Raw genomic sequence first — 17,949 nt, forward strand, 5'->3', positions numbered from 1 at the left:
GGGCTTCATACATCTGTCTGAGATCTGCGGCACGGATGCGTGACAGCTGTCGATGGTCGACGATCGGAGGGATCCTTAGGTTTCACGGTGGTTCTATCTGCTGGTTTGTGGAGGTGCCCCGTGCTGGGTCCCGTGATTCTTGCCGCGTCGCGCAGCGACCGGATGCGACGCCTGATCTCGGCGGCACCGGTGACCAAGCAGGTCGTCGACCGGTTCATCCCCGGCGAGACCGTCGACGAGATCGTGCCGATCATCGAGGACCTCACCGGCAAGGGCCTGGAGCTGACGATGGACGTCGTCGGCGAGGACATCACCCGTCCCGAACAGGCCGCCGCCGCCCGGGACGCCTATCTGCATCTGGTCGACCGGATCAAGGACCTCGGCCTCGGCGAACGCGTCGAGATGTCCGTGAAGCTGTCCATGTTCGGTCAAGCGCTGGAGGGCGGCCACGACCTGGCCCTCGCCAACGTCCGCCCGGTCGTCGAGGCCGCCGCCGCCATCGGTACGACGGTCACGCTCGACGCCGAGGACCACACCACCCTCGACTCGATGTTCGCCATCCACGAGGAACTGCGCCGGGACTTCCCGCAGACCGGCTGCGTCATCCAGGCCTACCTCTTCCGCACCGAGGCCGACGCCCGCCGCCTCGCGGAGAACGGCAGCCGGGTACGGCTCGTCAAGGGCGCCTACAAGGAGCCCGCCGAGGTCGCCTACCAGCAGAAACACGAGATCGACAAGGCGTACGTGCGGATCCTGAAGGTTCTGATGGAGGGCGCCGGGTACCCGATGATCGGGTCCCACGACCCGCGCCTGATCTCCGTCGCCCAGGAACTCGCGCGGCGCGCCGGGCGAAAGCTCGACGAGTACGAGTTCCAGATGCTGTACGGCATCAGGAGCGACGAGCACCTGCGGCTGGCCGCGGAGGGCCACCGCATGCGCGTCTACACCGCCTACGGCACCGACTGGTACGGCTACTTCATGCGCCGGCTCGCCGAGAAGCCCGCCAACCTGCGGTTCTTCGTGCGAAGCATGATCACCAAGGGCTGAACCACCACCGCTCAGTAAGGAGTTACGGAACCCATGGACGCTGTGACCCAGGTCCCCACCCCCGTCAACGAGCCGGTGCACGGCTACGCCCCCGGCTCGCCCGAGCGCGCCCGGCTGGAGGTCAAGCTGAAGGAGCTGGCCGAGAACCCGATCGACCTGCCCTGCACCATCGGCGGCGAGCGGCGGATGGGCGGCGGTGAGCGCTTCGACGTCGTGCAGCCGCACAACCACAAGGCCCGCCTCGGCACCTACGGCAACGCCACCCAGCAGGACGCCCAGGACGCCATCGACGCGGCCCTCGCCGCCGCGCCGGCCTGGCGTGCGATGTCCTTCGACAACCGTGCCGCGATCATCCTGCGCGCCGCCGAGCTGCTGGCCGGCCCGTGGCGCGAGACGCTGGCCGCCTCCACCATGCTCGGTCAGTCCAAGACCGCCCAGCAGGCCGAGATCGACACCCCCTGCGAGCTCGTCGACTTCTGGCGCTTCAACGTCAAGTACGCCCGTGACCTGCTCGCCGAGCAGCCCCCGGCGAACTCCCCGGGCGTCTGGAACCGCCTCGACCACCGTCCGCTGGAGGGCTTCGTCTACGCGATCACGCCCTTCAACTTCACGGCGATCGCGGGCAATCTGCCGACGGCCCCGGCCCTCATGGGCAACGTCGTCGTCTGGAAGCCGTCCCCGACGCAGACCCACGCCGCCGTGCTGCTGATGCAGCTGCTGGAGGAGGCCGGGCTGCCCAAGGGCGTCATCAACCTCGTCACCGGTGACGGCATCGAGGTCTCCAAGGTCGCCCTGGAGCACCGCGACCTCGCCGGCATCCACTTCACCGGCTCGACCAAGACCTTCCAGTACCTGTGGAAGACGGTCGGCAACAACATCGAGAAGTACCGCTCCTACCCGCGCATCGTCGGCGAGACCGGTGGCAAGGACTTCGTCGTCGCCCACCCGAGCGCCGACAAGGCGATCCTGAAGACCGCCCTGACCCGCGGCGCCTTCGAGTACCAGGGCCAGAAGTGTTCGGCGACGTCCCGGGCGTACATCCCGGCGTCGATCTGGAACTCCGGCTTCAAGGAGGAGTTCGCCGCCGAGGTCGACTACCTGACCATGGGTGATGTCACCGACCTGTCGAACTTCATCGGCGCCGTCATCGACGACCGTGCCTTCGCCAAGAACAAGGCCGCGATCGACCGCGCGAAGTCCGACCCGACCTGCACGATCGTCGCGGGCGGCTCCTACGACGACTCGGTCGGCTACTTCGTCCGCCCGACCGTCGTCGAGTGCTCCGACCCGGAGCACGAGGTCTTCACCACCGAGTACTTCGGCCCGTTCCTCGCCGTGCACGTCTACGAGGACGACAAGTACGACGAGATGCTGGAGCAGATGGAGTCGGTGTCCGCGTACGCGCTGACCGGCTCGGTCATCGCGGGCGACCGCGCCGCCGCGGCCCACACCATGGACAAGCTGCGCTACGCCGCCGGCAACTTCTACATCAACGACAAGTCGACCGGTGCCGTCGTCGGCCAGCAGCCCTTCGGCGGTGGCCGCGCCTCCGGCACCAACGACAAGGCCGGCGCCCCGCAGAACCTGATGCGCTGGACGCTGACCCGCGCCATCAAGGAGACGCTGGTCCCGCCGACCGACTACACGTACCCGCACATGGGCTGACGGTCGGTCAGCGTGCATGAGGGGCCGGGCGACTCGCCCGGCCCCTCGCTCACTTTCCGGCCTACTCGGCGATCTCCGTCCGCTCCCACCACTCGTACACGGGCAGCGCGCCCTCGGGGGTGTCCTCCTGTCGTGAGGTCGGCCTGAAGTGCTCGTATCCCCCGCGGTGCTTGATCTTCACATCCGGGCCGGGGAACGGCGTCGGGACGATCCGTTCGGGCAGATCGTCCGGGCCGCCTGCGAGAAACACTTTCACCGTGTCGGTCATGACCACACCGTTCCGCTCGCCGTCGCGGTGTGTCCCGTGCCGCGCTGAGGATCGGCGGAGGATCAGCCGACTGGGCGAGCACCGCATCGCTAGGACTCGGCGCGCAAGCGCAGGTCAGCGGCGTGTGACCTACTCCACCGTCTCAGATAGTAGGAAGTCCGAGTAATTGTGGAGACAGACGCGCCGTCCTCGCTTAGCTTTGTAGAAGCCGAACGTCTCGCTCGATCAAGCGAATGGCGGTCGTGAGCCGGGCCCCGTGCAGGCAACCCCTGCGGCACCGCTCCCCGCCCCATCCGGCGTCTCGTAACCCCTTTGTGCACTCCAGGTCTGTGCACTCCAGGATCAGAAGGAGCCGATTCCTCATGGCCGAGACGACCGCCCGCCGTCGAGTCCGTCACCTCTCCCGGACGACCGAGTCCGACCGCAAGAACGCAGCGGCCGCCCTGCAGCGCGCCCTCGACCGCCGCGACAACGGCGGTTCGACCGGCCACTGAGCCGGACACCAGCCCCTTTCGGCAGAGCCGGGAGCCGCACCCGCCGGGGTGCGGCGCGGGCTCACGCTCCGCGCCGCACCTCGAAATGGTCGATGCGGTCACCGCTCTGCGCCAGCGCCGACACCTTCAACTTCGGTGCCGTACCGCTCTCCGCCTCCACCTTGAGGAAGGAGAAGCCCTGGTAGCGCACCCGCGACCACTCCACGGTCTGCGCCTTCGAGGCCCGCGACTTCGTCCACTCGAAGGTGTCGACGGAGTCGCGGTCGCGCACGTGCCCCTCGTAGCTCTCCTCGACGCCCGCCGGGAAGCCGTACAGATCCTTCCCGCCGCCGCCCGCGGTGACGTACACGGTCCCGTCCCGCGTCGGGTCGGTCGACGCGCCGATCGGCACGCGCCGGCCCACCTCGCCGCCCTTGATGGCGTCCGTCCGCTCGTAGACGTGGTTGTGCCCGTTGATCACCAGGTCCACCTGGTGCTTGGCGAACAGCGGCAGCCACTCGTCGCGCACCCCGCCGTCGGAGGCGTGCGACGAGGTCGAGTAGGCACAGTGGTGGAAGAAGACGACGACGAAGTCGACCGTGGAATCGGCGCGCAGCGCGGCCAGCCTGTCGTCCAGCCAGGCCGTCTGCTTGCCGCCCGTGTAGCCGAAGTTGGCGGGGATCTCGTACGACACGTCGTTGGCGTCCAGCGCCACGAAGCCGACGTTGCCGTAGGTGAACGCGTACACGCCCGGTGCCCTGCGCGGGTCGAAGCCGTTGTCCGGCAGGGACCAGCGGGCGAGTTGGCCGCCGTAGCCGTCGGGGGAGTACCACGCCTCCATGTCATGGTTGCCGGTCGTCACCATCCACGGCACCGACCGCGCGACCTCCTCGTTCTGCTTGAGGAACAGGTCCCAGAAGCCGGGGTCGTACCCGTCCGACTCCTCGCCCCGGCCCTTGACGTTGGCGTAGCAGATGTCGCCCGCGTGCAGATGGAAGGCGGGCTCCTGGCGCAGCAGTATGTGGTCGTTGGCGGCCGCGGCCTTGCTGACGCCCTGGTCGCCGAAAGCGGTGAAGACGAACCTCTCCGGGCGCGACGGCGCCGTGCGGAAGGACGCGATCGTCGAGCGGTGCGCAGCCGAGGCGGGGTCGAAGCCGTCGTGGCCGACGCCGTAGTAGTACGTGGCGCCGGGCAGCAGGCCGTCCAGGGCCGTGTGCACGTAGTACTGGTCCAGGGGCGGGCGGACGCCCGTGACCCCCGGCGTGTGCAGATCGCGCACCTCGGCCTCGATCCTGCGGCTCAGGTCGTCCGGCCGGGTCCCGATCCGGACGAACGGCTTCTTCACCGCGACCGGTACCTGCCACGAGATCCGCATCTGTGTCCTCGGGTCGGCGCCGAAGGCGAGATGGCGGCCGAAGGGGGCGACGGCCGAGCCCGGCACCTTCGTGGCGGAGGAGGCGGACGTCGAAGCGGAGGGCTTCGCACCGGACGTGCCCTGCTCCGAACCCGCACAGCCCGTCAACAGCCCGCCCGCCACCGCACCCGCGGTCACCAGCGTGCGGCGCCGGGACAGTTTGGTGCGCAGGTACTCGTGCTGCTCCGCCATGCTCATACGGCGGGCCAGCTGCGGGGGAATGCCGAAGTCGGGGATGTCCATGGTGGGAAACTTCCCAGCGACGGCCAACACCCGCCCCACATACGGGTGAACGTCAGTCGACACGCAAACGCCGTCCCCCATCAGGGTGTCCGTATCGCGGACACCGCATGTCATCCCATGGGACGGGGAGTAGGGTGCCGACATGTCTCGCAGCCTCAATCTCGCAGTCATTCCGGGTGACGGCATCGGCCAGGAGGTCGTGACCGAAGGCCTGAAGGTCCTCTCCGCCGTCCTTCCGCAGGACGTGAAGCTGGAGACCAAGGAGTACGACTTCGGCGCCCGTCGCTACCACGCCACCGGTGAGACCCTCACCGACGCCGACCTCGACGCCCTGAAGCAGCACGACGCCATCCTGCTCGGCGCGATCGGCGACCCGGGCGTCCCCTCCGGTGTCCTGGAGCGCGGCTTCCTGCTCAAGCTCCGCTTCGCCTTCGACCACCACGTCAACCTGCGTCCGTCGAAGCTCCTCCCGGGTGTCGCCACCCCGCTCGCCGGTCAGCCCGAGATCGACTTCGTCGTCGTCCGTGAGGGCACCGAGGGCCCGTACACCGGCAACGGCGGCACCATCCGCAAGGGCACCGAGCACGAGGTCGCCACCGAGGTCTCCGTGAACACGGCCTTCGGTGTCGAGCGCGTCGTCCGTGACGCCTTCGCCCGCGCGCAGGCCCGCCCGCGCAAGAAGCTGGCGCTCATCCACAAGAACAACGTGCTGACCTTCGCCGGTCACCTGTGGACGAACATCTTCAACAAGGTGGCCGAGGAGTTCCCCGAGGTCACCACCGAGTACATGCACGTCGACGCGGCGACCATCTACCTGGTCACCCAGCCCGAGCGCTTCGACGTCATCGTCACCGACAACCTCTTCGGCGACATCATCACCGACCTCGCCGCGGCCGTCTCCGGCGGCATCGGTGTGGCCGCCTCCGGCAACATCAACCCGTCCGGCGACTTCCCGTCCATGTTCGAGCCCGTGCACGGCTCGGCCCCGGACATCGCCGGCCAGGGCAAGGCCGACCCCACCGCCACGGTCCTGTCCGTCGCCCTGCTCCTGCGCCACCTCGGCTACGACGCCGAGGCCGCCCGCATCGACGAGGCGGTCTCCGCGGACCTCGCCGAGCGCACCGGCAAGCCCGCCCGCAGCACGTCGGAGATCGGCGACGCGCTGGCCGTACGAGTAGCCGGCTGACCCTGCCGCGCCACTCGAACCCCTTTCGAAGCCGTCGGGTCACTTCGCACCCGGCGGCTTCCCCACGTCCGCCGCCGGGTGACACCATCAGCCCCTGGGTCGCGATTCACGCCGATCACGCCGTACCGGCCGATTTCTTCCACGGCAGCCGCTTGCGATAATCGAACGCGGAGCCGCGGAATGAAGGAATGCTCGGACGTCCTAGCACTGGCCACTGGCAGTCATGGCGTGAGCGCGGCCCGCCACAACGAAACCGGTGAAGGACATCCACTCATGACGACGCCCACGATCGAGCTCAAGCCCTCCGCCAGCCCGCTCGCCGCCGCCGAGCGCGAGGCGATACTGGCCAACCCGGGGTTCGGCCGCCACTTCACCGACCACATGGTGACGATCAAGTGGACCGAGGGCCGGGGCTGGCACGACGGCGAGCTCGTGCCGTACGCGCCGCTCTCCCTCGACCCGGCCACCATGGTCCTGCACTACGCGCAGGAGATCTTCGAGGGCCTCAAGGCCTACCGCCAGCCCGACGGGACCGTGGCCTCCTTCCGCCCCGAGAAGAACGCCACGCGCTTCCAGGCCTCGGCCCGGCGGCTCGGCATGCCGGAGCTGCCGGTCGAGACGTTCATCGAGGCGTGCGACGCGCTGGTGCGGCAGGACGAGGCCTGGGTCCCGGCCCACGGCGGCGAGGAGTCCCTCTACCTGCGCCCGTTCATGTTCGCGACCGAGGTCGGCCTCGGGGTGAAGCCCGCCAGTGAGTACCTGTTCCTGGTCATCGCCTCCCCGGCCGGCGCCTACTTCCCCGGCGGCGTGAAGCCGGTGTCCATCTGGGTCTCCGAGGACCACGTCCGCGCCGTCCCGGGCGGCATGGGCGACGCCAAGACGGGCGGCAACTACGCCGCGTCCCTGCTGGCCCAGGCCGAGGCCGCGGCCAAGGGCTGCGCCCAGGTCTGCTACCTCGACGCGGTCGAGCGCAAGTGGGTCGAGGAACTCGGCGGCATGAACCTGTACTTCGTGTACGGCGACAAGATCATCACCCCGTCCCTCACCGGCTCCATCCTGGAGGGCGTCACCCGCGACTCCCTCCTCGCCGTCGCCCGCGACCTCGGCTACGAGGCCGAGGAGGGCCGCGTCTCTGTCGACCAGTGGCAGCGCGACTCCGAGAACGGCACCCTGACCGAGGTCTTCGCCTGCGGTACGGCCGCCGTCATCACGCCGGTCGGCACGGTGAAGCGCACGGGCGCGGAGTGGCAGCAGGGGGACGGGGAACCCGGCGAGGTGACGCTGAAGCTGCGGCAGGCGCTGCTGGACATCCAGCGGGGCACGGCGCAGGACACGCACGGCTGGATGCACAAGCTGGGCTGATCCTTCCAACTGGCGGACGGGCAGAGGCCGTTCGTTCGACGCGTACCGGTTCCCCCGCGCGGGTATCCACCCATTCCGCGGGGGAGCGTGAGCCTCCCCCTGCCCGCGTCAGGGGGAGGGGTGCACGGGTGAGCGGACGGTCACCGATACCCAGGTTGCGCTGGCTGATGCGGGCGTTACGCACCCCGCGCCGCCCCCAGAGCCTCACGGTGCTCGCCCTGCTCGCGGCCTGCGCGGCGCTGCTGCTGTGGCGCAGCAAGGGTATGGACAACTACGACGAGAACCTCGCCCTCAACCTCGGCACGGACATCCTCGGCGTCGTGGTCACCGTCTTCGTGATCGGCCCGCTGATCTCCCGGGCCCAGGAGGGCCGGGTGCGCGAGCACCACCGGCTCGACTACGAGTGGTTCAGCGCCCAGGTCCACGGCTCCACCTCGAACGTCAAGGTGCTCGACACCTTCTCCAACCTCTTCGGCCCGCAGTTCTCCGAGCGGCTCTTCCGGGGCGTGCGGGCGGCCACCGCGCACGGCGCCCGGGTGCAGATCCTGCTGCTCGACCCCGACTCCCTCGCCGTCATCCTGCGCGGCCGTGAACTGGGCGAGCAGAGTGCCGTCATCCGCCGCGACATCCTGCGCAACCTGCGCACCCTGGACCGGTTCGCACAGCGGCTCGACGAGAACGCGCGCCAACATCTCGAGGTACGGCTGTGCTCCACCTCGCCGGGCGTCACGCTCTACCGCTGGGACGAGCGCTGTCTGGTGTCCTTCCTCACCGTCGGCCGGCTCTCCGGCGAGGGGGTCCAGCTGGAGGTGGCGGTCCGCTCGCCGCTCGGCACCTTCGTGGAACAGCGGTTCGACGAACTGTGGCAGCAGGGCAAACCGATGGAACGGTTCACCCGTCTGCCGGTCACACTCGTCCACGCGACTGACGGACGACGGCAGTTCACCTGCCACTTCGTGTCCGTCGAAGACAGTCTGTACGTCTCCGGACCCGACCTCGTCACCTATCTCGCCCGGCACCACCTGGACCAACTCTCCGCGTACAGCGAGGCCTTGAGCATTCCGGGCGCGCACGAGCTGATCGTGGTCGACGACGAGAGCGAGCTGCACGCGCGGCTCATCCAGCACTTCACGGAGAAGTACGATGCGTCGGCGACCGCCTTCGTCGAATTGCGGCCGTCGGTCCTGGTCACGGAATAGAGGGCCTCAGCACATATGAGTTCAGCGCACCACCCCGCACCCGAGGACGGAGGCCCACGCTTCCGTGCCTTCACACCCCGTGACCTGGACGGCCTGCTGCGGCGGATGTCCCTCACGCCCGCCGAGAGCCTCGCCCTGCGGGCCGTGGCGACGGTCCTGCCGTTCCGCACGAACACGTACGTGATCGACGAGCTGATCGACTGGACGGCCGTACCCGACGACCCCATCTACCGGCTGACCTTCCCGCAGGCGGGCATGCTGCCCCCGCCCGAGCTGCGCCGGATGGCGGATCTGCTGTCCGCTCAGGCGCCGCGGGCCGAGATCCTGCGGGCGGCCCACGAGATCCGCATGCGGCTCAACCCGCATCCCTCGGGCCAGCTCGACGCCAACGTGCCCGTGCACGAGGGCCGTCGCCTCACCGGGCTGCAGCACAAGTACCCCGAGACCGTGCTGATCTTCCCGCGCCAGGGCCAGACCTGCCACGCCTACTGCACGTACTGCTTCCGCTGGCCGCAGTTCGTCGGCGAGGCCGATCTGCGCATCGCGACCGACGACATCACCGCCACGTCCGCCTATCTGCGTGCCCACCCCGAGGTCAGCAGCGCGCTGATCACCGGCGGCGACCCGTTGGTCATGAGCACCGACGTGCTGCGTCGCTACGTCGAGCCGCTCCTGGAGATCGACACGGTCCGGTCGATCCGGATCGGCACCAAGTCGCTCGCCTTCTGGCCGTACCGCTTCACGTCCGACCGGGACGCCGACGACCTGCTCAGGCTGTTCGAGCGTGTCGTGGCGAGCGGTCGCCATCTGGCGCTGATGGCCCACTTCACGCATCCGCAGGAGCTGCGGCCGCCGGTCGTGCGGGAGGCGATGCGCCGGGTACGGGACACGGGCGCCGTGATCCGCTGCCAGGGCCCGCTGGTGGCGGGCATCAACGACAGCGCGGATGCCTGGGCGGAGCTGTGGGACGTCACGACGACCCTGGGTGCGGTGCCGTACTACCAGTTCGTGGAGCGGGACACCGGCCCGCAGGGCTACTTCGGGGTACCACTCGCACGCGGTCACCAGATCTTCCGGGACGCCTACGCACGCGTCTCCGGCCTGGCCCGCACCGTACGCGGCCCCGTCATGTCGGCGATGCCCGGCAAGGTCTGCGTGGACGGTGTCGCCGAGGTGGCCGGCGAGAAGGTCTTCGTGCTGCACCTGATCCAGGCCCGCGACCCCGCCCTCGTGGACCGCCCGTTCTTCGCGGCGTACGACGAGGGGGCCACCTGGTTCACCGACCTCAAACCCGCTTTCGGTGCGGACGAGTTCCTCCCTGGGCTGGAGGTGGGCTGAGCCATGAACTCCTCGCCGAGCCAGTCCGCGTTCACTGCTGCCTGGATTCTGGTCGCGGTGTTGCTCTCCCTGGTCGTCGCTCTCATCGCGGTGATCCTCAAGGTCGCCCAGGGTGAAGGGCTGACGACAGCCCTGCCGTCGGCCGCAGTGGCTTTCGCCGGGACGATGGCACTCTGCCTGCCCACTCTCACCGCCGCAGGTCTGCTGCAGTAGAACCGATCTCCGGTACTACCTCGCCGGGGACGTCTGCGCGTGCGGACGCCCCTGGCGAGAGCGCCACGTACACCAGACCGCCCACCGCCCCCGACAGCAGGAAGCTGCAGTCCACCCCACCGGTCCACGTCAGCAACGGCCCCTCGTACGACGGTAGTGAGACTGTGAGCAGGCCGACCGTCGCCCCCAGTGCCCAGGCGACCGTCGCCGGGATGTTCCACCCGCCCCGGTACCAGTAGGTCCCGCCCCGCGCCCGCCGGTTGAACACCTGGAGTGCCTCCGCGTCGTACACCCCTCGGCACCGCGCGAAACCGATCAGGGTGATGACGGCCCAGGGTGTGCCGATCGCCGTCAGCAGCAGCACGAAGGACGTCATCGCGTCCTGCGCGGACGAGTGGTAGTGGCCGATGAACACGCAGGCCGTGGCGATCACCGCGACCGTGTACGTGGCCGTCGCCCGGGACGCGCGCGGCAGGATGGCGTCCAGATCGAGGCCCATGGAGTAGAGCATCAGACCGGCGTTGCCGACCGAACCCGCCGAGGCGGCCAGCAGGAGCGGGACCAGATACCAGGCCGGGGACGCCGAGACGAGCGGTCCGGCGTAGTCGAGGGCCGCCCGGGCCGCGTATGACGTGAAGGTGCCGAACAGTTGCGGGACCAGCAGTCCCAGCAGCAGACCGAGCCAGGTCGCGTGCAGCACCCGCCGTGCGGAGTGGCGGGCCGGGGAGATGTAGCGGGTGTAGTCGCCGAGGAGCGTGATGAAGGCGATCGGGCCGGACAGGCCGGCCGCCACCGTCGCCAGCAGCCACGTCGGCCAGAAGCCGCCCAGCAGATAGCCGCCCGTCTCCGGCAGCGCGGCCGTCGTGAAGTTCGGGGCGTAGGCGATCACGCCGAGGACCAGCAGGGCCGTCATGCCGACCGCGAGGCCCCGGGACATCGCGAGCAGCACGCGGTAGCCGTACACCGCCCCGGCGACGGTCGCGGCGGCGAGGAGCGCGTAGACGACGCCGTACGACACGTCGTTCGCCGGCATGCCGACCAGGCGGCTCAGCACGCTTACCATCACGTCGCCGCCGATCCACACCGTCAGCGCGGAGTAGCCCAGCGCCAGCAGCAGGCCGACGACCGAGCCGACCAGGCGGCCCCGGACCCCGAACTGGGCGCCGGAGGACGTGGAGAGGTTCGTCGCCGTGCGCAGGGAGATCAGCGCCAGCGGGGCGGTGAGGGCCGTGCCGAGCAGGGTGCCCACCACGATCGACGTGACCGACTCCCACCAGTTCAGGCCGAAGGACGGGGGCAGCCAGCCGAAGACGATCACCCCGAGGCAGAGGTTCGACCCCAGCAGGATCGAGACGAGGTCCTGTGGGCCGCTCGTGCGTTCCTCGTCGGGAATGGTGTCGACTCCGCGCTGTTCCATCGGCATGGGTGCCTCCCTCGGTTTGAGTGACGTTCAATCTGAAGGGGTCGATGTTTGCTGTCAACCTTTCGGTTCGAGGAATCTCGTGTTTAGAGTGATGCTCTAAAGTGAAGTCGGGCAAGGAGGTGCCGCGTCGTGAGACTGACCCCCACGGAACGTGACCGGCTGCTGCTCTTCGGAGCCGCCGAGCTGGCCCGGGCGCGCCGGGCCCGCGGGCTGCGGCTGAACGTCCCGGAGGCGACCGCGCTCGTCGCGGACACCGTGTGCGAGGCCGCCCGGGACGGGGCCCGGCTCGCCGAGGCGATCGAGCGCGCCCGCGGTGTGCTCGGGCCGGACGACGTGCTGCCCGGCGTGGCGGACGTCGTCACCGAAGTGCACGTCGAGGCGGTCTTCGACGACGGCTCGCGGCTCGCGGTCGTGTCCGATCCGATCGGGGGCGGGCCCGGTCCGCAGGCTCCCGGCGAACTGCTGCCGGGGCCCCGGCACGCCGAGCCGGAGGCGGTCGTACGGCTGACGGTCCTCAACACCGCCACTGTGCCCGTCTCCGTGACCTCCCACTTCCACTTCTTCGAGGCCAACCCGAGGCTCGACTTCGACCGCGCGACGGCCTACGGCATGCGGCTCGCCGTGCCCGCCGGGTCCTCGGCGCGCTTCGGGCCGGGGGAGAGCGTCGAGGTCGGGCTCGTGCCCATCGGGGGTGACCGGATCGCCATCGGGTTCGCCGGTCTTGTCGACGGGGCGCTGGACGCGCCGGGGGCGAAGGAAGAGGCCCTGCGCAGGGCCGCCGCCTGCGGATATCTGGGAGCAGACCGATGAGCATCGACCCTTACGCCTACGCCGCCACCCACGGCCCCCGCGCCGGCGACCGCGTCCGCCTCGGCGACAGCGGGCTGACGATCCGCGTCGAGTCCGACTCCCAGCGGTACGGCGACGAGTTCCTCGCCGGGTTCGGCAAGACCGCCCGGGACGGGCTGCACCTCAAGGCGGCCGCCGTCCGGGAGACCTGTGACGTCGTCGTCAGCAACGTCGTCGTGATCGACGCGGCGCTGGGGATCCGCAAGGTCTCCATCGGGATCAGGGAGGGCCGGATCTGCTCGATCGGGCGGGCCGGGAATCCCGACACCCTCGACGGGGTCGACGTCGTGGTCGGCACCGGGACCTCGATCGTGTCCGGCGAGGGGCTGATCGCCACCGCCGGGGCCGTCGACACACATGTCCATCTGCTGTCGCCGCGCGTCATGGAGGCGTCGCTGGCGTCGGGCGTGACCACCATCGTCGGGCAGGAGTTCGGGCCGGTGTGGGGCGTCGGGGTCAACTCCCCCTGGGCGCTGCGGCACGCGTTCAACGCCTTCGACGCGTGGCCGGTCAACATCGGATTTCTGGGGCGCGGTTCGTCCTCCTCGCCCGCGCCCCTGGTCGAGGCACTCGCCGAGGGCGGTGCCTCCGGTTTCAAGGTGCACGAGGACATGGGCGCCCACACCCGCGCGCTGGACACGGCGCTGCGCGTCGCCGAGGAGCACGACGTCCAGGTCGCCCTGCACAGCGACGGGCTGAACGAGTGCCTGTCGGTCGAGGACACCCTGCGGGTGCTGGAGGGCCGCACCATCCACGCCTTCCACATCGAGGGGTGCGGCGGCGGACACGTCCCGAACGTCCTGAAGATGGCAGGCGTCCCGAACGTCATCGGCTCCTCCACCAACCCCACCCTGCCCTTCGGCCGGGACGCGGTCGCCGAGCACTACGGCATGATCGTCTCCGTCCACGACCTGAAGACCGACCTGCCCGGCGACGCCGCCATGGCCCGCGACCGCATCCGCGCCGGGACGATGGGCGCCGAGGACGTGCTGCACGACCTGGGCGCGATCGGCATCACCTCGTCGGACGCGCAGGGCATGGGGCGGGCCGGGGAGACCGTGCGCCGTACGTTCGCCATGGCCGGGAAGATGAAGGCCGAGTTCGGCGCCCCGGACGACGGCCACGACAACGAGCGCGTCCTGCGCTACATGGCCAAGCTGACCATCAACCCGGCCATCGCGCACGGCCTCGCCCACGAGGTGGGGTCGCTGGAGGTCGGCAAGCTCGCCGACATCGTGCTGTGGCGGCCGGAGTACTTCGGCGCCAAGCCGCAGCTGGTGCTGAAGGCCGGCTTCCCGGCGTACGGCGTGGTCGGCGACCCCAACGCCGCGACCGACACCTGCGAACCCCTCGTCCTGGGCCCGCAGTTCGGGGCGTACGGCGCCACGCCCGCCGACATCTCGGTCGCCTTCGTCGCCCGGGCCGCTCTCGACCAGGGCGGCGACACGATGCCCACCCGGCGCCGCAGGGTCGCCGTGCGCGCCGCGCGGGGCATCGGGCCGGCCGACCTGCGCCTGAACTCCCGTACCGGAGCGGTCGACGTCGACCAGCGCACCGGCCTGGTCACGCTCGACGGCGAGCCGCTGCGCTCCGAGCCGGCCGACTCCGTCTCCCTCAACCGCCTCTATTTCCTGTGACGTTCGGACAAGGACCCGCCATGACCACTCCCGCCGCCGACGGCTTCCGCATGCCCGCCGAGTGGACCCCGCACGAGCGCACCTGGATGGCCTGGCCGGGTCCGAACGTGACCTTCGAGGACCCCGAGGACCTCACGGCCGCCCGCCTGGCCTGGGCGTCGGTCGCCCGTGCCGTCCGCCGCTTCGAACCGGTGACGGTGGTGTGCGGTCCGGGCCAGTCCGAGGAGGCCCGGACGCTGCTCGGGCCGGGTGTGCAGACCGTCGAACGGGAGCTCGACGACGCGTGGATGCGGGACATCGGCCCCACCTTCCTGACCAACGGCGCCGGTGAACTCGCGGCCGTCGACTGGACGTTCAACGGCTGGGGCGCGCAGGACTGGGCCTCCTGGGAGCACGACGCGAAGATCGCCGCGTACGTGTGCGACCTCGCGGGGACGGCGCGGACGTACGCCTCGAAGCTCGTCAACGAGGGCGGCGCCATCCATGTGGACGGCGAGGGGACGGTCCTGCTCACCGAGACCGTCCAGCTCGGCCCGGAGCGCAACCCGCACTGGACGCGGGAGGAGGTGGAGGCCGAGATCCACGCGCATCTCGGCACCCGCAAGGCGATCTGGCTGCCGCGCGGCCTGACCGGCGACTACCCCCCGTACGGCTTCGGCACCCTCGGCCATGTCGACATCGTCGCCGCCTTCGCCCGCCCCGGCGTGGTCGTCGCCCATGTGCAGCCGGACCCGGCGCACCCCGACCACGAGGTGACGAAGGAGGTCGTCGGCCTGCTGAAGTCGCAGACGGACGCGCGCGGCCGCCGCCTGGAGGTCGTCGAGGTGCCCGCCCCGACCGTCCTGGAGGCCGACGGCCACTGGGCCGACTACTCCTACATCAACCACTACCTCTGCAACGGCGGCGTGGTGCTCTGCGGCTTCGACGACCCGCGCGACGAGATCGCGGCCGGCATCTTCCGGCGGCTCTTCCCGGAGCGGACGGTGACGCTGGTGGACGCGCGGACGATCTTCGCCGGCGGGGGCGGCATCCACTGCATCACCCAGCAGCAGCCGAGGGCCCAGGTCAGGTAGAACGTACGGGTGAACGTACTGCTCTGCGCCACCTGCGGAACCCGGCTGACCGAACCGGTCCGGCGGCTCGACGAGATGCCCGAGTACCCCGGCTGGGACGGGCTCCCGGGTCCGGACGGCCGACGGCACGGTCCGCCGAGCGTGCCGCGCGGGACGTACGTCGTCGTCCCGCTGCCGTTCGGGGCGCCGTTCGAGCCGGCCGGCCCCGACGAGGAGTACGACGGCATCGTGCCCGGCGGCATGTGGATGTCCGACGAGCGGGGCTTCCTGGTCTCCGCCGGGCCGTGCGGGACCTACGTCCTGCACCCCGACGACGTCGTGGACATCGCACCTCATCCCGACCCGCACCGCCTCATCGGTTGCTGCGGTCCGCACGGCCGGGCCGGAGTCAACCACGTCTGCGCCTGCGGGGCCGAGGTGGCGGTCGTCGCCGCCGACTGCACGAGCGGCTACGAGACCCGGCTCGTCCCGGACGCGGTTCGCGTGGCGGCCGTCGCATGACTGCGCCCCGTCGCCGTACCCCGGCCCCGCCCCGCGACGAAGTCCTCGCCGCCGCCATGCAGATGATCGCCGAGCTCGGCCTGGAGAAGCTCACCATGGCCGCGCTCGGCCGTGCGGTCGGGATGAGCAGCGGGCATCTCCTCTACTACTTCCACTCCAAGGACGAGCTGCTGCTGCGCACCCTGGAGTGGAGCGAGGGCCGGCTCGGCGCCGAGCGCGGCCGGCTGCTGACGCGGACGGCGACCGCTCGGGAACGGCTCGACGCGTACGTCGACCTGTACGTCCCCGACGGCCACCGCGACCCGCACTGGACGCTCTGGCTGGAGGTCTGGAACCGCTCGCAGAACGCCGACGACGCCGCACGCGACCGGCAGGCCGCCATCGAGGGCGCCTGGCACCGGGACCTGGTGGCGCTGGTTGCGGAGGGCGTCTCACGGGGGGAGTTCCGGGCGGTCGACCCGGACCGGTTCGCCGCCCGGCTGCGGGCGCTGCTCGACGGGTTCTCCATCCATGTGGCCATCGGGCTGCGAGGCACCGACCGAGCGCAAATTCTGCGCCACGTACGGGAGTTCCTGGATGACAGCCTCCTCGCGGACACCTGAGCACAGGTCCAGGTTGTACGCAATACATCGGATTGACCCTGTAGCGCGTGGTGCGTTTGCCTCTTGGGGAGCGCCGACCGCAGCACCCGATCCGGTGGAGGGAGACACCAACGGGGTGTCGGACGTCTTCCTACGGACAGTGCAATGACAACGACCGACCACGGGGGAACAACCATGCACAAGAGCAAGCGGCTCACCGTACTCACCGCTGTCTGCGTCGCCGCCGCGACGGCGCTGACGGCGACGCAGGCGGGCGCCGCGCCCCAAGCCCCGGCCACCGAGCGGGTCACCGTCTCCGGCACGGGGGAGCAGGGCACGAGCGATGCCTCAGGCCCCTACCTCAGCGCGAACGGCCGCTACGCCGCGTTCGGATCCAACGCACCGAACCTCGTGCCCGGCGACACCAACGGCGTGCAGGACACCTTCGTACGCGATCTGCGCACCGGGAAGCTGGAGCGGATCAGTGTCGCGACGGACGGCACCCAGGCCGACAGCGGCACCGACCCCGCGGCCATCAGCGCCGACGGCCGCTACGTCGTCCTCGTCTCGACCGCCGGCAACCTCAAGGACTGGCCGGCGCCGAAGGAGTACTGGGCCAGGGACATCTACGTCCACGACCGCGTCACCGGCCGCACCGAGTGGGTCAGCACGACCCCGGACGGCGGCTCCGCCTACGCGCACGGCGACGCGGCCATCTCCGACGACGGCCGGTACGTCGCCTTCAACGCCCGGCCGAACCGGGTGGAGACGGGCGAGACGGTCATCCATCCCGTCGTGTACGTCACCGACCGCCGCACCGGCGCCGTCGAACGTGTCACCAACCGCGACCACCCGAGCCGGGGCTCGTACCACCTGGACATGAGCGCGGACGGCCGCTACGTGGCGTACGACCGGTTCGAGCCGCGGGGCGGGGGTGGCTCGCTGATGGTCCACGACCGCCGCACCGGTACCGAGGAACAGGCCGACGTCACCCCGCAGGGAAAGCCCGCCCAGCGCAACGGCCTCGACCCCTCGCTCTCGGCGGACGGCCGCCATCTCGCCTTCACCTACGTCGGCGACGACCTCGTGCCGGACGGCGCCGCCGTCAACACGTCGACCTATGTGCGCGACCTGCGCACCGACACCACCCGAGGCATCGTCCACGACGGCTCGGGCGGCTCCGCGGTCATCGCCGGCCCCGAGATCAGCCGCAACGGCCGCTACGTCGCCTACGGATTCCGGCCCTCGCAGGGCCAGGACAACATCCACGTGAGGGACCTGCGCACCGGCACCTCCACCCTGGCCAGCGCAGCGCTCGCCGGCGGCCCGGTCACCGACGACAGCGTCTACGCCACCTCGTTCGGCGGCGGCGACAAGCTGCTCGGCCTCGGTTCGAGCTCCGCCCAGCTGGTCGCCGGCGACACGAACGGCCTCGGCGACGGCTTCGTCCGCCGCCTGCGGTGATCAGCGCAGTGTT

General features: G+C 70.3%; 17 protein-coding genes. 14 read left to right on the forward strand and 3 right to left on the reverse strand.

The genetic code is table 11. The features are described 5' to 3' along the window. Nucleotides 1-120: 120 nt before the first annotated feature. Together EJ357_RS32510 and pruA are read left to right on the forward strand one after the other, a co-directional pair. On the forward strand, nt 121-1,047 hold the full coding sequence (locus EJ357_RS32510; RefSeq protein ID WP_126395284.1) for a proline dehydrogenase family protein: 927 nt from the start codon (nt 121-123) through the stop codon (nt 1,045-1,047). Between the two features lie 33 nt (nt 1,048-1,080). Then, nucleotides 1,081-2,712, forward strand: a complete 1,632-nt coding sequence (gene pruA / locus EJ357_RS32515; protein ID WP_126395285.1) for an L-glutamate gamma-semialdehyde dehydrogenase — start codon at nt 1,081-1,083, stop codon at nt 2,710-2,712. A gap of 61 nt (nt 2,713-2,773) precedes the next feature. Here pruA and EJ357_RS32520 read toward each other — a convergent pair whose 3' ends face one another. Further along, nucleotides 2,774-2,980 (reverse strand): DUF5988 family protein, encoded by a 207-nt coding sequence (locus EJ357_RS32520; RefSeq protein WP_126395286.1) that lies wholly within the window; start codon nt 2,978-2,980, stop codon nt 2,774-2,776. 362 nt (nt 2,981-3,342) lie between these two features. On the opposite strand from EJ357_RS32520, the gene EJ357_RS50295 reads away from it, so the two are divergent. Beyond that, on the forward strand, nt 3,343-3,474 hold the full coding sequence (locus tag EJ357_RS50295) for a hypothetical protein (RefSeq protein ID WP_126395287.1): 132 nt from the start codon (nt 3,343-3,345) through the stop codon (nt 3,472-3,474). Nucleotides 3,475-3,535: 61 nt separating this feature from the next. On the opposite strand, the gene EJ357_RS32530 is transcribed toward EJ357_RS50295, so the two are convergent. Further along, complete coding sequence (locus EJ357_RS32530; protein ID WP_126395288.1) at nt 3,536-5,110, reverse strand: purple acid phosphatase family protein; 1,575 nt, start codon at nt 5,108-5,110, stop codon at nt 3,536-3,538. 142 nt (nt 5,111-5,252) lie between these two features. On the opposite strand from EJ357_RS32530, the gene EJ357_RS32535 reads away from it, so the two are divergent. The 5 genes from EJ357_RS32535 to EJ357_RS32555 all read left to right on the forward strand — a co-directional run bounded on the left by EJ357_RS32535 (nt 5,253) and on the right by EJ357_RS32555 (nt 10,408). Then, nucleotides 5,253-6,296, forward strand: a complete 1,044-nt coding sequence (locus tag EJ357_RS32535) for a 3-isopropylmalate dehydrogenase (RefSeq protein ID WP_126395289.1) — start codon at nt 5,253-5,255, stop codon at nt 6,294-6,296. A 273-nt stretch (nt 6,297-6,569) separates the two neighbouring features. Beyond that, the gene (locus tag EJ357_RS32540; protein WP_126395290.1) at nt 6,570-7,658 is read left to right on the forward strand and encodes a branched-chain amino acid aminotransferase; all 1,089 of its coding nucleotides are present in this window, start codon (nt 6,570-6,572) and stop codon (nt 7,656-7,658) included. A gap of 128 nt (nt 7,659-7,786) precedes the next feature. Beyond that, nucleotides 7,787-8,857: a hypothetical protein gene (locus tag EJ357_RS32545; protein WP_126395291.1), complete on the forward strand. Its 1,071-nt coding sequence runs from the start codon at nt 7,787-7,789 to the stop codon at nt 8,855-8,857. Nucleotides 8,858-8,872: 15 nt separating this feature from the next. Beyond that, a complete protein-coding gene (locus EJ357_RS32550; RefSeq protein WP_126395292.1) occupies nt 8,873-10,195 on the forward strand; it encodes a KamA family radical SAM protein in 1,323 nt (440 codons plus the stop codon). A 3-nt stretch (nt 10,196-10,198) separates the two neighbouring features. Then, nucleotides 10,199-10,408, forward strand: coding sequence for a hypothetical protein (locus EJ357_RS32555; RefSeq protein WP_126395293.1), 210 nt, complete (start codon nt 10,199-10,201; stop codon nt 10,406-10,408). Here the strand turns inward: EJ357_RS32555 and EJ357_RS32560 are convergent. After that, nucleotides 10,383-11,831, reverse strand: coding sequence for a cytosine permease (locus EJ357_RS32560; RefSeq protein ID WP_126395294.1), 1,449 nt, complete (start codon nt 11,829-11,831; stop codon nt 10,383-10,385). The two genes, EJ357_RS32555 and EJ357_RS32560, sit on opposite strands and share 26 nt — an antisense overlap. 129 nt (nt 11,832-11,960) lie before the next feature. On the opposite strand from EJ357_RS32560, the gene ureA reads away from it, so the two are divergent. The 6 genes from ureA (at nt 11,961) to EJ357_RS32590 (ending at nt 17,936) form a co-directional block, all read left to right on the forward strand. Beyond that, nucleotides 11,961-12,641, forward strand: a complete 681-nt coding sequence (gene ureA / locus EJ357_RS32565; RefSeq protein WP_126395295.1) for an urease subunit gamma — start codon at nt 11,961-11,963, stop codon at nt 12,639-12,641. Further along, the gene (locus EJ357_RS32570) at nt 12,638-14,317 is read left to right on the forward strand and encodes an urease subunit alpha (protein ID WP_126395296.1); all 1,680 of its coding nucleotides are present in this window, start codon (nt 12,638-12,640) and stop codon (nt 14,315-14,317) included. The genes ureA and EJ357_RS32570 overlap by 4 nt, the downstream gene beginning before the upstream one ends. 20 nt (nt 14,318-14,337) lie before the next feature. Next, nucleotides 14,338-15,390 carry an agmatine deiminase family protein gene (locus EJ357_RS32575; RefSeq protein WP_126395297.1) on the forward strand — a complete coding sequence of 351 codons (1,053 nt, stop codon included), beginning with the start codon at nt 14,338-14,340 and terminating at the stop codon, nt 15,388-15,390. Between the two features lie 9 nt (nt 15,391-15,399). Then, nucleotides 15,400-15,891 carry a hypothetical protein gene (locus tag EJ357_RS32580; protein WP_126395298.1) on the forward strand — a complete coding sequence of 164 codons (492 nt, stop codon included), beginning with the start codon at nt 15,400-15,402 and terminating at the stop codon, nt 15,889-15,891. After that, complete coding sequence (locus EJ357_RS32585; protein ID WP_126395299.1) at nt 15,888-16,493, forward strand: TetR/AcrR family transcriptional regulator; 606 nt, start codon at nt 15,888-15,890, stop codon at nt 16,491-16,493. The genes EJ357_RS32580 and EJ357_RS32585 overlap by 4 nt, the downstream gene beginning before the upstream one ends. 174 nt (nt 16,494-16,667) lie before the next feature. Continuing rightward, nucleotides 16,668-17,936 carry a TolB family protein gene (locus EJ357_RS32590; RefSeq protein ID WP_126395300.1) on the forward strand — a complete coding sequence of 423 codons (1,269 nt, stop codon included), beginning with the start codon at nt 16,668-16,670 and terminating at the stop codon, nt 17,934-17,936. The last annotated feature ends 13 nt before the right edge of the window (nt 17,937-17,949 follow it).

Origin of the sequence: Streptomyces cyaneochromogenes, assembly GCF_003963535.1 — a bacterium.
GTDB classification, from domain to species: domain Bacteria; phylum Actinomycetota; class Actinomycetes; order Streptomycetales; family Streptomycetaceae; genus Streptomyces; species Streptomyces shaanxiensis.

Coding starts and splice junctions, on each gene's coding strand:
- EJ357_RS32570 (WP_126395296.1), top strand. CDS start 12,638: ATGAGCATCGACCCTTACGCCTACGCCGCCACCCACGGCCCCCGCGCC.
- EJ357_RS32520 (WP_126395286.1), bottom strand. CDS start 2,980: ATGACCGACACGGTGAAAGTGTTTCTCGCAGGCGGCCCGGACGATCTG.
- EJ357_RS32540 (WP_126395290.1), top strand. CDS start 6,570: ATGACGACGCCCACGATCGAGCTCAAGCCCTCCGCCAGCCCGCTCGCC.
- EJ357_RS32555 (WP_126395293.1), top strand. CDS start 10,199: ATGAACTCCTCGCCGAGCCAGTCCGCGTTCACTGCTGCCTGGATTCTG.
- EJ357_RS32590 (WP_126395300.1), top strand. CDS start 16,668: ATGCACAAGAGCAAGCGGCTCACCGTACTCACCGCTGTCTGCGTCGCC.
- EJ357_RS32530 (WP_126395288.1), bottom strand. CDS start 5,110: ATGGACATCCCCGACTTCGGCATTCCCCCGCAGCTGGCCCGCCGTATG.
- EJ357_RS32535 (WP_126395289.1), top strand. CDS start 5,253: ATGTCTCGCAGCCTCAATCTCGCAGTCATTCCGGGTGACGGCATCGGC.
- EJ357_RS32585 (WP_126395299.1), top strand. CDS start 15,888: ATGACTGCGCCCCGTCGCCGTACCCCGGCCCCGCCCCGCGACGAAGTC.
- pruA (WP_126395285.1), top strand. CDS start 1,081: ATGGACGCTGTGACCCAGGTCCCCACCCCCGTCAACGAGCCGGTGCAC.
- EJ357_RS50295 (WP_126395287.1), top strand. CDS start 3,343: ATGGCCGAGACGACCGCCCGCCGTCGAGTCCGTCACCTCTCCCGGACG.
- EJ357_RS32575 (WP_126395297.1), top strand. CDS start 14,338: ATGACCACTCCCGCCGCCGACGGCTTCCGCATGCCCGCCGAGTGGACC.
- EJ357_RS32550 (WP_126395292.1), top strand. CDS start 8,873: ATGAGTTCAGCGCACCACCCCGCACCCGAGGACGGAGGCCCACGCTTC.
- EJ357_RS32560 (WP_126395294.1), bottom strand. CDS start 11,831: ATGCCGATGGAACAGCGCGGAGTCGACACCATTCCCGACGAGGAACGC.